The organism is Paenibacillus sp. CCS19 (assembly GCF_033239625.1).
Lineage (GTDB): Bacteria > Bacillota > Bacilli > Paenibacillales > Paenibacillaceae > Paenibacillus_T.
Map to the genome: position 1 here is coordinate 1 of NZ_BTCK01000004.1, position 14,241 is coordinate 14,241.

At 52.0% G+C, this 14,241-nt stretch carries 13 protein-coding genes and 1 pseudogene; all 14 read right to left on the reverse strand.

From position 1 onward, the window contains the following. Window positions 1–196 precede the first annotated feature (196 nt). Window positions 197–1,666, reverse strand: coding sequence for an ATP-binding protein (locus SBI19_RS04670; protein WP_317965852.1), 1,470 nt, complete (start codon window positions 1,664–1,666; stop codon window positions 197–199). Between the two features lie 3 nt (window positions 1,667–1,669). Further along, the gene (locus SBI19_RS04675; protein ID WP_191203060.1) at window positions 1,670–2,386 is read right to left on the reverse strand and encodes a response regulator transcription factor; all 717 of its coding nucleotides are present in this window, start codon (window positions 2,384–2,386) and stop codon (window positions 1,670–1,672) included. A 34-nt stretch (window positions 2,387–2,420) separates the two neighbouring features. Continuing rightward, entirely contained in the window at window positions 2,421–3,680 is a 1,260-nt protein-coding gene (gene ccsA / locus SBI19_RS04680) for a cytochrome c biogenesis protein CcsA (RefSeq protein ID WP_317965448.1), read from the reverse strand. Then, window positions 3,677–5,305: a cytochrome c biogenesis protein ResB gene (resB, locus tag SBI19_RS04685; RefSeq protein WP_317965450.1), complete on the reverse strand. Its 1,629-nt coding sequence runs from the start codon at window positions 5,303–5,305 to the stop codon at window positions 3,677–3,679. The genes ccsA and resB overlap by 4 nt, the downstream gene beginning before the upstream one ends. 50 nt (window positions 5,306–5,355) lie before the next feature. After that, entirely contained in the window at window positions 5,356–5,883 is a 528-nt protein-coding gene (locus tag SBI19_RS04690; protein WP_317965452.1) for a redoxin family protein, read from the reverse strand. Between the two features lie 645 nt (window positions 5,884–6,528). Continuing rightward, window positions 6,529–7,230: pseudogene (locus tag SBI19_RS04695) on the reverse strand (pseudouridine synthase); the annotation flags it as partial. A gap of 158 nt (window positions 7,231–7,388) precedes the next feature. After that, window positions 7,389–7,889, reverse strand: coding sequence for a spore maturation protein (locus tag SBI19_RS04700; RefSeq protein ID WP_483312247.1), 501 nt, complete (start codon window positions 7,887–7,889; stop codon window positions 7,389–7,391). A 25-nt stretch (window positions 7,890–7,914) separates the two neighbouring features. Continuing rightward, window positions 7,915–8,571 (reverse strand): nucleoside recognition domain-containing protein, encoded by a 657-nt coding sequence (locus SBI19_RS04705; protein WP_317965456.1) that lies wholly within the window; start codon window positions 8,569–8,571, stop codon window positions 7,915–7,917. 7 nt (window positions 8,572–8,578) lie between these two features. Beyond that, window positions 8,579–9,799, reverse strand: a complete 1,221-nt coding sequence (locus tag SBI19_RS04710) for a D-alanyl-D-alanine carboxypeptidase family protein (protein WP_317965458.1) — start codon at window positions 9,797–9,799, stop codon at window positions 8,579–8,581. A 186-nt stretch (window positions 9,800–9,985) separates the two neighbouring features. Further along, entirely contained in the window at window positions 9,986–10,588 is a 603-nt protein-coding gene (locus SBI19_RS04715) for a response regulator transcription factor (RefSeq protein WP_317965460.1), read from the reverse strand. Between the two features lie 12 nt (window positions 10,589–10,600). After that, complete coding sequence (locus SBI19_RS04720; RefSeq protein ID WP_317965462.1) at window positions 10,601–11,755, reverse strand: sensor histidine kinase; 1,155 nt, start codon at window positions 11,753–11,755, stop codon at window positions 10,601–10,603. Beyond that, window positions 11,756–12,511 carry an ABC transporter permease gene (locus SBI19_RS04725; protein WP_317965464.1) on the reverse strand — a complete coding sequence of 252 codons (756 nt, stop codon included), beginning with the start codon at window positions 12,509–12,511 and terminating at the stop codon, window positions 11,756–11,758. Window positions 12,512–12,543: 32 nt separating this feature from the next. After that, window positions 12,544–13,443 carry an ABC transporter ATP-binding protein gene (locus SBI19_RS04730; RefSeq protein ID WP_317965466.1) on the reverse strand — a complete coding sequence of 300 codons (900 nt, stop codon included), beginning with the start codon at window positions 13,441–13,443 and terminating at the stop codon, window positions 12,544–12,546. Between the two features lie 211 nt (window positions 13,444–13,654). Beyond that, a complete protein-coding gene (gene ytfJ, locus SBI19_RS04735) occupies window positions 13,655–14,113 on the reverse strand; it encodes a GerW family sporulation protein (RefSeq protein WP_317965468.1) in 459 nt (152 codons plus the stop codon). Window positions 14,114–14,241 lie beyond the last annotated feature (128 nt).

The following is a 14,241-nucleotide window of genomic DNA, read 5'->3' on the forward strand; positions in this document are numbered from 1 at the left end:
GAGTCCAGAGGTCACACGACCTTTGGGGCCCTCCCTTGCAGGGAGGGTTTGGGTGGGTAGAAATATCGGTTTAAAAGTTATTATAAAAGTAATTTTGTTTTTTTATTTTAAAAACAATGGGGTATTTAGGGGCTTGCCCCTAAAATGTTTCACGTTGAACAAGATTAACCTCCTTAATCCAACAAAAAAGCGCTCATTATGATGAGCGCTTTGACAACTGATGATTTAAATCGACAGGTAAAAGTATTGTAAATGTCGTACCTTTACCGATTGTACTATCGACTTGTATGCGGCCATGATGGCCGTCTATGATGTTCTTCACGATGGCAAGACCAAGTCCTGTACCGCCGGATGAACCGCGTTTGCGAGACTTATCTGCCTTATAGAAACGTTCGAAGATATACGGCAGGTCATCGGAAGGGATGCCCTCGCCTTCATCGGCGATTCGGAGCACCACGTAGGCAGGTTCCGTCTGCCCTGGCTCCGGTTGTCCCCATTCGCCTGACAAGGTTATGGTCGCGCCGCTAGGCGTATGTCTTAGAGCATTGTCCAACAAATTCGTCAGCACTTGCTCCAGACGATCTTCGTCTGCAGCTTGTACATGCAGCGGAGGCGACTCCGAAAGCTCGCACGAAAGTCGAATATCCCGTTCCTTCGCATACGCCGTAAACTTGCGATGTACACGCCTTGCAAGCGCATCGATGTTGCAAGGCATAAGCTTAAGCTCCGTATGCCCTGCCTCCATCCTTGCTAGATCAAGCAAATCTTTCACAAGTCGGCCCATCCGAACGGATTCGTCGTGAATCACTTGAACGAGCTCATCTCGCTCTTCTGGCGAATCCGCGAAGCCGTCCAGCAATGCCTCGCTGTAACCTTGCATCATCGATAGCGGCGTTCGAATTTCATGCGATACGTTCGCAACGAAATCTCTGCGCAGCTTCTCCAGCTTAAATTCCTCGGTAACATCCCGCACGACCGCAACAGCTCCGCGAACCGAATCATTTGATTTCAACGGCGCCATTACAACCGACCATACGCCATTAAGAAAATGAATCTTGTCGCTGCTGTCCACGCCTTCCGCGATTACATGACCGAACAGGTCGAGTAGCGGCTTCGGTACGCCTGGACATGAATTGTTGTCCTCATCCTCGACCCAATCGAGCGAATTCCAATGCGCCATCAGCTTATCGCCCGGCGGGTTTGACATTGTTACGTTACCTTCTGCATCGAACGTGATAACTGCATCCGACATGCTGCGAAGGATGCTGGCGAGATGGTTCTTCTCGAGGCTCAAATCCTTAATGAGCGAATCGAGGTCATGCGCCATGCGGTTGAACGCATGCGCGAGATCACCAATCTCGTCCGTCGAACGAATCGGAACGCGCGTCTCATAATCGCCCCCGGAAATCGACGCAGCCGCTTTCTTCATCTCGATGAGCGGCTGCGTAATTTTGGACGATAGGAAGAAAGCGAAAAACGTAGATAACAGAAACCCGATAATCCCGGTTACAATGAACAACACTTTAACCTGATGTGAATTTTGAAAGTTGATATCGATATATTGAAGCAGGAACATACCCAGAATGAGCAGTACGACTGCCACAAGCACGATAATCGTCATCCACAGCTTGCCGACTACGCTACGCCACAGCCATCCGAGCTTCATCAATTACTTCGATACCTCGAGCTTGTAGCCGACGCCCCATACTGTTGTAATCATCGAAGCGGCTTCAACGGACACTTTGTTCAGCTTCTCGCGCAGACGCTTCACATGCGTATCAACCGTTCGCAGGTCGCCGAAGAATTCATAGTTCCATACATCCTTCAGCAATTCTTCACGGGAGAACACTTTGTCCGGCGATACGGCCAAATAGTGAAGAAGCTCGTATTCCTTCGGCGTCAGGCTGACCTCTTGCCCGCCTGCCATGACGCGGTGTGCATCATGCTCGATAATGAGATGAGGAAGCACGATATTGTTGCTGGAGTTCGATTCCTTCGTCAAGAAGGCTGTAGCCGAAGAGCGGCGCAAAATCGCTTTCACACGATAAATCACTTCGCGCGGGCTGAACGGCTTCACGACATAATCGTCAGCGCCTGCTTCGAAACCTTGCACGCGGTTCATCTCTTCTCCTTTAGCCGTCAGCATAATGACCGGCGTAGCTTTCACCTGGCGAAGTCTGGAGCATACTTCAACGCCATCAATACCTGGAAGCATGACATCGAGCATGATCAGATCGTAGTCCTTGCCCGCCGCCATTCGAAGCGCAGTTTCTCCGTCCTCTGCTTCTTCGATTTCGTAGCCTTCCTTCTCCAAGTACATTTTGAGCAAGCGGCGAATGCGCTCTTCGTCGTCTACAACTAATATGCGATGCGCGAAATCGGTCATGAAGACACGGCCCCTTTATCGTTTATTAAGTGGTTTATACACCGGCATACGAGTGCAAGCCTGCAATAATGAGGTTAACGCCAATAAGCGTGAACCAGACGATGACGAAGCCGATAACGGCCAGCCATGCGGAACGAAGTCCTTGCCAGCCGCGCGATAAGCGGAAATGCAAGTATACGCTGTAGAACAGCCACGTAATAAGCGCCCATACTTCCTTCGGATCCCATCCCCAGAAGCGGCCCCATGCTTCGTTCGCCCAGATCATCGCGAAGATGAGCGCGCCAAGCGTGAACACCGGGAAGCCGATGGCGATTGCGCGGTAGCTGATCTCATCCAGGTCGCTAGGCTTAACGCCATCCATGAGTGGATGAATAACGGCGCCGAGCGGCTTGCGGAACAAAAGTCGAAGCAGGCCATACAGCAGCGAACCCGCAATGATCGACCAGATCACCGTATTCAACTTGCGGCCGGCATTAATGCCATTCATCCAAGACGGTGTCTCGAACCAAGGCTTGTTCATGCCAAGGAACGAATCAACCGATACGACTTGGCTGTTGTAAGGCTTGAAGATTGGCGGCAGATCGTACTGAACCTGCTCCACCGTCGTTAAGGTCTGCCCTTGTTCATCAACGGTCACATTCTCTTGCGTGAAATGCGCTTCGTAACCCGCGCCGCGGAATGCGAAGACGATGCTGATGAAGCCGATAACGACCACGATAACATACAGCGTGAATTCTACCCAACGCTGCTCCTTGCGAGCCGCAGCGTCCTTACGAGTATAATCGACCACACGAAGCAAATACATAAGTCCAGCTGCAAAACCAACTGCGAAGAATGCCTCGCCCAGCGCTGCTGTCGTCACGTGGATTTTCAGCCAATACGAGTTCAGCGACGGAATGAGCGGCTGCACATCCTTCGGGAATACAGATGCATAGGCAACGATGATGACAGCAAGCGGAGTCGCGAACATCCCGAGAATCGGCTTGCGATAAATCAAGTAAATGATCGTGAACGCAATCATAATCGCCATCGCGAGGAACGACATGAATTCGTACATATTACTCGTCGGAATCTGACCACTGCCATACCAGCGGGTGAAGAAGAAGGTCAAGTGACCCAGAAGGCCCACTGAAGAAGTGATGAATGCAATGCGGCCCCAACGCTCTGTGTGACGCTTGGAATCTCGATTGCTCCAACGTTGACCTGCAATAGCAATGACATAGAACATAAACGCGAAACAGTATAAGGCGAATGCTACTAGATACGCATCTCCGCTAAAATCAACCCAACTCACGAATTATAACCCCCGTTATCGAGCTTATCTCTCTCGACCGTAATGCCCATTTGCTCAAGCGCCCATGCCGTCTCCGAACGCATGCCAAAATGGTTTTTGTTCGTATGCGCGCCAAGCGACAGCGTACCGTCATCAATCCGCAGCCAAATCCGGCGGTGATGCCAGTAAGCGCCCATGAGCAAACCGAGCATACAAATGCCAAGACCAACCCATACGTAAGGCAGCGCACGATCGACTCGGATTAGCAAGTAGCTCGTGTAAGAGCTAAATTTGACGTTCTCCATACCGTCGACTCTGATTTGAACCTTAGATGCGATTGCTTGGTTAATCTGATCCTGACTGAAACGTTCTTTATCTTTCTCCAGCGGGAAATACATGTACGGCTCGCCATTCTCGTCAAGTCCGGGACCTTTCACAATAAAGATGAAAGCAGGCGCCTTCGGATCCCGTGATTTCGTAATGGGGCTTCCTTCCTCATTCAAGGCAAATTCCATGTAATTAGCCTTCAAATCAAGTGTATATGGACCAACCTCGAAGCTTGTCTTCGGATTCTTCATCGGCAGTTCGAATGGCCCGTATACTTTTCCAGTCTTCACATCTTCGATAACCGGGCTGACGGACTGAAGCAGCGGCTCGTCATCGTAACCGATTTGATAGAGCTTCACGCCTTTATAGTTCATCGGATGGTTGACCGTGATGTCGTGCTGCTTCACTTCCTTAAGCTCCGGCTCAACGCCTGGTTCTTCACACGACTTCACGCATTCGTACAGAACAGCGTGCGTCTCATACAGCTTCGGTCGCTGCTGCTGCTTCAGCTTGTCCGGCAGTTCGCTTTCCTTGTAGTACTCGACAATGAATTTCTCGTTCTTCACATAGTAGTCGGTACCTGCAACTTGAACCGTCTCTCCATCGCGTACAGCAATTGTGTTCTCTTCTGTCCAATGCGGGATCGTACGAGCCAGCAGCGCGAGCAGAAGAATGATGAGACCGATATGGTTAATGTAAGGACCCCAGCGGCTAAACCGATTTTTCTCCGCGAGCAAGGCTGTACCATCAATATGTACTTTATACCGCCGGCGCTTCAGGTGGCTGCCGAGCGTCTGCACCCATTGCTCCGCATCCCCTTCGATCGGACCGACATAGGATGTCTTCTGACGTGTAATGAACTGCAGATGTTTGCGAATCTGCTGCTTCTTCAATGCACGATAGAGCGGCAGCACCCGGTCCAAACTGCAAATGACCAGCGAAGTGCCGATCATAACAAGCAGCCCGACGAACCACCAGGAATCGTACATGGAGGAAAGTCCGAGCGAATGATAAAGTTTACCGCTCCAGCCGTATGCTTCCTTATAATATTGCGCATCATTACCTTGCGGATAAATCGTACCGAGCGATGCGCCGACCAGCGTAATGATGATAATAATAACGGCGATGCGAACCGATGAGAAAAAGTTCCATACCCGATCGAGCGGGTTCGGATTACGCTTCTGCGACCGTCTGGCTACGCCGTCATACCGCATCTCTAGCGGCTCATCTGATTCCACGAGCGGCTTGCCGCATGACTCGCAGAGCAGCGTGTCCGGCGGATTCTGGTGACCGCATTCGCACTTCGTATTCTGAAACAAAACGTAAAGCCTCCTTCTGAACTTCACTCATATCGCGGGGCGGCTGAAACTTAAGACTGCAGCAGCTGTTCGACCCGCGAATCGATGTCTTGTTCACTCATTCCGCCGACGAATATATCCATTATCGTGCCGTCCGGCTTGACGAAGAACGTGGTCGGATACTGCGATAATCCATACTTGCGCTCAATTACGCGATTGGCATCCCTTAGAATCGGGTAATTAAGCCCAAGCTGTCCGACGAAGTTGCTGACCGTTAGATCATCCTCGCTTAAATTGATTGCCAACACATCAAACGACTTGTCCTTATACTTGTCATACATACGCTGAAACTCCGGCATCTCCTTGACGCAAGGCGGACAGAACGTTCCCCAGAAATTGACGACGACTGCCTTCCCCTTGTAATCCTCCAATTGATGCGACTGACCGTTCAGATCAAGCAGCGTAAAATTCGGCGCTGCCTCACCGACTGCCGGTCGGCCATCGTCAGATGCAAACAGCGTCTTGCCGATCGCATATCCGCCGAGCAGCAAGACGCCGAGCAAGATGACGATCTGAATCGGCTTCCGATTTTTGCCCAAGCCTTATCACCTCTAGTAGATTGCAACAACCTTATTCATTCAACCTTCAGATTCGAACAAAAATCGACGGCATTCGCGACAATGCCGTCATGGTAACAAACAATCTTCAATCACCCTAAAGCACGCTTACTACCCTTTGCGCGTGCGCGGCGGTCTTGGTCCACCCTTCGAACCAGGACGATTGCTTGGACGTGGTGCTTGTCCCCGGCTATCTTGCGGTCGTCCGCCGCTCCGGCCAGCTTCGGACCGCTGCGATCTACGGCCGCCGCCATCGGAAATTTGCGGGCTTCTTGCAGCATCGCGCGAAGCGCCGGCAGCAGCCGTACGTCCACGTGCCGGTCTAGCTTGACCGCCCGATTGCTGCTGTTGAGCGCCTTGTTTACGGCTGCCTGCACCGCCTGCATTCTTCTCGTAGCTGCCGATAACCTTCTCGATGACAGCTTCAGCATAAGATTTGCGGGAGCGTCCGTTCGCCGGACGCGAGCTTGCCTTCGCCCGTTCAGGCTTGCGGCCTTCTGCCGCCTCTGATACAGAAGCCTCCTTCAGACCTTTCGGCTTCGGCTTCGGTTTCCATTCTGGCTTCTTACCGTTACGATTCGAAGCAATTGGATTCTCTTTGCCTTCTGCCTTCGCAGCCTCCGCACGGAGCTCTGCTACTTCCTTCGGCGTGAGCGGACGCCAGCCGCCGCGCTTCAAATTCTGCAAACCGAGCTCTCCGAATTTGACCCGCTTCAGACGAGTAACGGGGTGACCTACTGCATCGAACATCCGGCGAACCTGGCGATTACGGCCTTCGTAGATCGTAATACGGATCGTAGATTCCTTGTTTTCAGGATGAATGTCCTGGTATTCAACCTCGGCGGGAGCCGTCATTCCATCCTCAAGCTCAACGCCCTTACGAAGCTGATCCAGCTTCTCGCCATGCGGAACGCCATCCACCGACGCCAAGTACGTCTTCGGCACATGGTGCTTCGGATGCGTCAGCAAGTTGGCGAATTCGCCATCATTCGTCAGAAGCAGCAAACCTTCGGTATCATAATCGAGACGTCCGATCGGGTAGACACGCTGTTTAATGCCTGACAAAAAATCCGACACGACCTTGCGGCCTTGCGGATCCGATGCGCTCGTAATAACGCCCTTCGGCTTGTTCAGCATAATATACAGCTTCGCTTCCGTTTCAATCGGCTTCCCGTTTACGGTAATGACATCTTCATTCGGATCGGCCTTAGCGCCGAGCGTCGTAACTTGGACCCCGTTCACTTCCACCTGTCCAGTCAAGATAAGCTCTTCGCATTTGCGCCGAGAGGCAATGCCTGCTTGCGCCAATATTTTCTGTAAACGTTCCAACTTTTTCACCTCACCCTCCATATTAACTTTTAGCACGAAAAAGCACAAGGTCGGTACCGACGGCCATTACGCCATCTCGCCCGGACTTGTGCTTCCGCCTTGCTGTTAGAGGAACTTTCAAATTTGACAATTTGTTGACGCGGCCTTGGAATGGCCATTTAGCTGAACAAAAGCAGGCAAACTGCGATAGAAGCAGCGAATCCAACCAGGTCGGAGAACAATCCGACCTTAAGCGCATACCTTGATTTACGAATGCCTACTGCTCCGAAATACACCGTTATAACGTACAGCGTTGTGTCCGTGCTGCCCTGTATGGTTGAAGCGATTCGACCGATCATGGAGTCAGGTCCAAACGACTTGATTAGGTCCGTTGTATAAGCAAGCGACCCTGCTCCTGTCAGCGGACGAAGCAATCCGAGCGGCAGCACCTCAGCAGGAACCCCAAGCGGAGCGAGGAGCGGCTTGAATGCCGATAACAGCAAATCCATCGCGCCCGATGCACGAAACATGCTGATCGCCACCATCATGCCGACGATATGCGGAATAATGCTGATAGCGGTGCCGAACCCGTCTTTGGCTCCTTCGACAAACGTCTCATAGACCGGAACTTTCTTAAAAGCAGCATATAAAGGAATGAAAACGATAAGTGCGGGGATCATCCAAACAGACAGTGTGGACAGCCATTCAACCAACGGCTTCACCACCCTTTCCCGATTGCGAAGGCGGTGCTGTATAGGTCGGCGTTATCGGCGGACGCTTCGAACGTGATGCGCGGCTGCGATACCAGCGATCCGCCAGTATGGCAGCTGCTGTAGCGACAGCTGTCGCCGCAATCGTAGAGCCTACAATCTCTGCGGCATTCGCGGATTCATATTGAAGCCGAATTGCAATCAATGTGGTGGGTACAAGGGTAATGCTCGACGTATTAAGCGCAAGCAGCGTACACATCGCGGGAGTAGCCGTTTCTTGATCCGGATTCAGCTTCTGCAGCTCCTGCATCGCTTTGATGCCCATTGGAGTTGCCGCGTTCCCTAGACCAAGCAGGTTAGCCGCCATATTACTCATAATGTACCCGAGAGCAGGGTGATTGCGCGGAACATCGGGGAATAAGAAGCGGACAGCAGGTCCGAGCATTCTTGACAGCACACGCAGCAGACCTGCATCCTCCCCAATTCGCATTAAGCCGAGCCAGAAGACGAGAATGCTGATCAGTCCGAAACTGACCGTAACCCCCGTCTTCGCTCCATCGAAAGCCGCTTCTGTAACCGCCTCGAGTTTACCCGTCACCGCAGCGGAGACTACGCTGACGACAATCATGAACAACCAGATCCAGTTGACCATCGGCCGCTCACGCTCCTCCCCCAAATAATGCTCGTACTACGGCATGCAAAGTATCTGAGAACGAGTAGCTGCCGGCTGCTCCTGTACTTGCTGCATGATCCAAAGCTGGAAGCGGCCTTTTCTCTTTCCACTGCAATCGACTGCTGGCTGTATCATAGACCGGAACGGCGCCAATCGTCCTGCCTCCAAGCTCCCATTCGAGTACGCCGCGCTCGCCAAGCGCATATGGCGTGCTAGTCGTACTAATAAGGGAGAGCTTCGAATGCAGCTGCTCGGACTCCCCGTTTGCGAGCGGGTAACGGAATGTACGTCCTGCCGCAAGCGGATATCCGCTGATCGGCTGTCCTTGCTTCGCTACGACCGTAAGCTTGTAGTGGTTAAAACCCCAATCGAGCATATTGCGATGATCTGCCCAATCGTCGCCATCGTTGATTGTCACTGCGGCTAACTGCTGTCCATTGCGAGTTGCAGAGCTTACGAGGCAGCGCAGCGCCAGCTTCGTATAACCGGTTTTGACACCATCCGCCCCTTCGTACATGCCCAGCATCTTGTTCTTGTTCGACCATTGATAATCCCATGATTCATTCGGATTCGGCGCTTTCTTCATCCGCGTCTTGACGATTGCGGCGAAAGTAGGATTATGAAGCGCATATGCCGTCAGCTTCGCGAGATCGTTCGCTGAGGAATAGTGGCCTTCTTCATCAAGCCCGGACGGGTTCATGAAATGGGTGTTATCAAGTCCTATCCATTCCGCCTTGTCGTTCATCATGCGGACAAAACCTTCGACAGACCCGCCGGCATGTTCAGCAATTGCCGTTGCGGCGTCATTGCCTGAGCGAAGCATGAGACCGTACAGCATGTCCTCCAGCTTCATCTCTTCCCCCGCACGCAAATAGATGGAGGACCCTTCCTTGCCTGCAGCGCGGACGCTGACTTTCACTTTATCGGATAGATCGGCATTCTCGATCGCGACGATGGCCGTCATGATTTTGGTCAAACTGGCGATTCGGAGACGCTGCTCTCCATTCTTATTGTACAAAATCCGGCCTGACTCTACGTCGATCAGCGTTGCTGCCTTCGCATGCGTTCCGAGCGGCGGAATGCTCGCAGCCGCATCAGCGGGAGCAGCAGATCCGAACCCGAGCGCAGCAGTCAGCAGCGCGAACGCCAAGGCAGCATACCGCAGCCGCCTAATCGACTGATGACGGTGCAGCAACTTCATGGACATGCGATTGAAACCTCCTGTCAACAACCTTAGGCACAATTGGTATGGCAAATTAGCCGCGCAAAAAGTGCCTGCTTGTACAGCATATGTCCAAGCCGCCTTCTTTATGCTCCTACCTGCCGTTAATGACAACAACGGCATCACCGTATCGGGTGTGCCGTTGTCTTCTTCAAACTCTTGTGCGGTCGACTAATCGAGCCACCCTTTTTTGTTCGCGATCGCGATCGCTTCAATTCTATTCTTCGCATCAAGCTTGCGTATAGCTTCGGACAAATAATTGCGAACCGTCCCTGCAGTCAAGTGCAGCGTGCGGGATATTTCTTGGGCGGACAATCCCTCGCCTGCCAGCTTCAGAACCTCGCGTTCCCGATCGCTGAGCGGATTCCCTGCTTCCCACAGCGAGATCGCAAGCTCTGGACTCACCGCACGCCCGCCTTGATTAACGAGCCTCAGCGCTGCGCTTAATTCGTCGATCGGGGCATCCTTGAGCAGGAAGCCGTGAACGCCAGCGCGCATCGCTCGTTGGAAATAACCCGATCGCGAGAACGTCGTCAATATGACGACCTTACATGAGTGGTGCCCCGCAGCCAGCTGTTCTGCTACATCCAGACCCGTTAAGATCGGCATCTCGATATCCAGGAGACAAATATCCGGCTGCAGATTTTCAATAAGCTCCAGTGCTTTCTCGCCGTTCTCGGCCTGTCCGACTACGTCGATGTCGTCCTCCATATCCAGCAGCGCGCTGAGCGCCCCTCTCAACATCCCTTGATCTTCTGCGATAATGACCCTCATTGCCCTATTCTCCTATCTGCCCATTGAAGAACGATTTACATAAGGAACCGTAATCGTCACCCGCGTACCCTTAGAGCCATGCTTCTCTATTGTCATCTTGCCTTCCACCAGCTTCAACCGCTCACGGATCCCTTTGAGCCCATTGCCTTCGCGTCTGTCCTTATCGGTCGAATGATCATCTATTCCTCGCCCATTATCAGTAACAAGAAGCAGCATACTGTCATGCATGCTGATCCTCTCGATCGTGCAGCATGAGGCACCGCTATGGCGAACGACATTCGTCACCGTCTCGCGTAAGCACATGCCTAATATATTGTTAATTAGCGGCGTGACCGAGCCTTCCCGATATTCCCCTTCCAGGCGAGACTCTATATTGGCTGCTGCAAGAAGCTGCAGTGCATTATGGATTTCCGTCTCCACTGTTGCAGTATTGAGTCCCGACACCAGCTCCCTCACTTGCTGAAGTGCAGCACGCGAAGTAGCCTGTATGTCTCTGACCTCCTGAATGGCACGCTCTGAATTCTTGAGGATCAGCCGCTCCGTCAGCTCGCTCTTGAGCGTAATGAGCGACAAGGAGTGACCGAGCGTATCGTGCAAGTCTCGCGAGATACGCGCACGCTCCTCGTTGGCTGACAGAATCGCGATTTGCTCGTTCGCAAGGTCGAGTTTCTCTCTTAATTCTTTGGAACGGCGTCCGAATCGAATCGCCATCGGCATTACCAGCATAATGAGCATAGCGGGAATAACGCTGATCAAGTCATCGCTAGTAAGCTCGTTACGGTACACGACAAGCACAGATAACACGAATACAAACAAAGATAGCCAGGTGATGATAAACTTGCGCCTTGTCGGCATAATGCCGGTGAGCGGAGTTAAATAAAAGCCCATGAACATAAATCCGGGATCGACCTTCAGCGTAAATACAACAATGATAGCCATCTGGACGTAAAGCAGGACAAACCTGCCCCGCTCATGCAGAATGCTGTAGATATACATGACAGCAAATAATGCGATAACCAGGAGGCCAACTACCATCTCGACTAATGGAAGCATGAAAACGGCATGCAGCGGAAATGCAAGATAAACCAGCCAAATAAACGAAATGAACAAAGGCGGCCTCGAAGGAGACCGCTCGCCGAACAGTGTGTGCAGCAATGATTTGAACAATTAGACCGCTTCCTGTTTTCTCATAATATAGGATGATAGTACCACGAAACCGACTACATATGCACCAAGAACGAGCACGCCGTTCCAGTCAAACGATCCGCCGCCGATCAAATTCCAAGCGCCATGGCCCAGCCAGTACGTTGGCATCGCATGTGCGATTGCACGCATTGTATCCGACATCGTTTCCACGGGGAACCAGAGACCGCCCAACATCGACATGCCCAGATAAACGATCATACCAACCACCTGCACGACGTCGGAGTTCCGAATCGTCCCTACCAATGTGCCAAGCGCCATGAAGGAGAAGCTGCCAAACCAGATCCATAGACCGCTTTCGATCCACTGTGCCGCCGACAGCTCGACACCTTTAACGACAGAAGCAATAATGAACAAAATGATGATCATACACAGATTGATTAACCCTTGCGCGATGACTTTCGAAAGGACGAAAGCCCAAGAAGGAAGAGGCGTTATGCGAAGAAGTCTAGACCAGCCCTGCGACCGTTCTCTGGAAAACTTCTGGCTGAGCGTTGTAATCCCTGAGCCAACAACCCCGTAAGCCGACATCGACATCAAATAGTAAGCCGCCCAGTCAATTCCGTCTACCGTAAGGTTACCATCCATGGAGCTTGTGAAAATAAAGTAAAATGCAATCGGCATAATAATCGTGAAGAAAACAAACCGTTTGTTACGCATCGTGCGAAGCAGCTCAGACTTCAACTGCGCGAGCGCCGCTCTTCTTATACTTGTATCCATGCTCAATCCAACTCCCTTTTCGTCCACATTAATTATTCTTCTTTGGCGCTGCTTACAAGCGATCGGAACGCTTCCTCTAAGCCGCCGCTTTGGATCTCGATATCCTTCATCTCCACGCCGCTGTTAATCAGTTCGACGATGAGCCTGTCGGTGTCGCTGCTATATAATCGGACCCGCCGTCCGTTCCACTCTGCATCCGTTACGCCAGGAATCGCATATAAACGATCATTGGTTACGGAAGACCCCGCCGTGAAGGTGATCGTACGGCCGATCGTCGTCGCTTTAATCTGGCTTGGCGTACCGTCCGCCACCAGCTTCCCGTCGTTAATGACGACGATTCGATCCGCTACCTGGTCAGCTTCCTCTAGGTAGTGCGTCGTAAGCACAATCGTGCGTCCTCGTCCTGCCATCACTTTGACCGTGTCCCAGAACAATTGACGGCTTGTCACATCCATCCCAACGGTCGGCTCATCGAGGAAGAGCACCTCAGGATCGCCGGCAGCGGCCATAGCGAAGCCTAATCGACGCTGCTGCCCTCCGGACAACGCGGAAGCCATTTTGCCGCGTTCGTTCGTAAGACCACTTATCTGAAGAAGCTGCTCGAGCGGGAGCGGCGTCTTATAATAATGGCGGAAGAGATCGATCGTCTCCGCTACCGTTAAATTGTCGATGACGCTGACATCCTGCAGCATGGCGCCGATCCGATCGCGAACGCTGCGATCCTTCGGGTCTCCGCCAAGCAGCTTCACGCTGCCGCTCGTAGGTTGAATCAGACCAAGAATCATCGATACCGTTGTCGTCTTGCCCGCTCCATTCGGACCAAGCAGCGCTACAACGGTGCCCTTCTCTACACTTAACGTTAAGTCGTTGACTGCTTTCTTCCCTTTGTACACCTTTGTAACGCCGCTTAATTGAATTGCCCATTCCTTCATCGTTACCATCCCCTGCCTATCTTCAATGTTCGTTCATCCGGTTCGGTTATCTGACTTCCTTATCTTACCTGATCAGATTTAGAGCTGGTAGATTATTTTAACATCTGTTTCGTATGACAAATGTCATATGTACAACCTATGCTGTCAGCTCTGGAACATGAAAAAGCCCGTATCGGCTTCTATGGCCGATACGGGCTCTTCCATGATTTCATTAAAGAAGCGGAGATTCCGTCATGGTGTCGTGGTTATGGTGGTGCTCATTTTGCTTCAGCATGCCTTGAATGCGATCAAATACATGCGGCGCGGAATCGATCACGCGTTCGATCAGATGCGTGTTATTGTCAAGCGGAACAACCTTCACGCCATGCGTACCAACCACGAGGAAGGCGATTGGCGTAATCGATACACCGCCGCCGCTGCCGCCGCCGAAAGGACCTTGCACATTAGCAGTCTGGCCTTCATGCGGAGTGGTGGACGATTGACCGCCTGAATGGCTCATTCGAATATCGCTGCCGCCGGCAACGAAGCCGAAGCCGACTTTCGAGATCGGCATAATGACGCTGCCGTCAGGCGTTTGAACCGGATCGCCGACGATTGTATTAACGTCGACCATTTCCTTGATATTTTCCATCGCGGTCTGCATGAGACCTTCAATCGGATGATTGGACATTGCTGCTCCTCCTCAGTGCGATATGGATAAGGACTTTCCGTACGCTTTCTGTATTGTGCACGTACAGGCCTTAGATTATGTGCATGAGAAATTTTCAAGGCAATCCCGTCTCGATCGAAGAACTGATA

What these genes read in the sequence shown, in the direction of transcription:
- SBI19_RS04670 (WP_317965852.1), bottom strand. Translation starts at nt 1,666, where the DNA reads ATGAAGCTCGGATGGCTGTGGCGTAGCGTAGTCGGCAAGCTGTGGATG.
- SBI19_RS04675 (WP_191203060.1), bottom strand. Translation starts at nt 2,386, where the DNA reads ATGACCGATTTCGCGCATCGCATATTAGTTGTAGACGACGAAGAGCGC.
- SBI19_RS04700 (WP_483312247.1), bottom strand. Translation starts at nt 7,889, where the DNA reads ATGATCCCCGCACTTATCGTTTTCATTCCTTTATATGCTGCTTTTAAG.
- SBI19_RS04705 (WP_317965456.1), bottom strand. Translation starts at nt 8,571, where the DNA reads ATGGTCAACTGGATCTGGTTGTTCATGATTGTCGTCAGCGTAGTCTCC.
- SBI19_RS04710 (WP_317965458.1), bottom strand. Translation starts at nt 9,799, where the DNA reads ATGTCCATGAAGTTGCTGCACCGTCATCAGTCGATTAGGCGGCTGCGG.
- SBI19_RS04715 (WP_317965460.1), bottom strand. Translation starts at nt 10,588, where the DNA reads ATGAGGGTCATTATCGCAGAAGATCAAGGGATGTTGAGAGGGGCGCTC.
- SBI19_RS04725 (WP_317965464.1), bottom strand. Translation starts at nt 12,511, where the DNA reads ATGGATACAAGTATAAGAAGAGCGGCGCTCGCGCAGTTGAAGTCTGAG.
- SBI19_RS04730 (WP_317965466.1), bottom strand. Translation starts at nt 13,443, where the DNA reads ATGAAGGAATGGGCAATTCAATTAAGCGGCGTTACAAAGGTGTACAAA.
- ytfJ (WP_317965468.1), bottom strand. Translation starts at nt 14,113, where the DNA reads ATGTCCAATCATCCGATTGAAGGTCTCATGCAGACCGCGATGGAAAAT.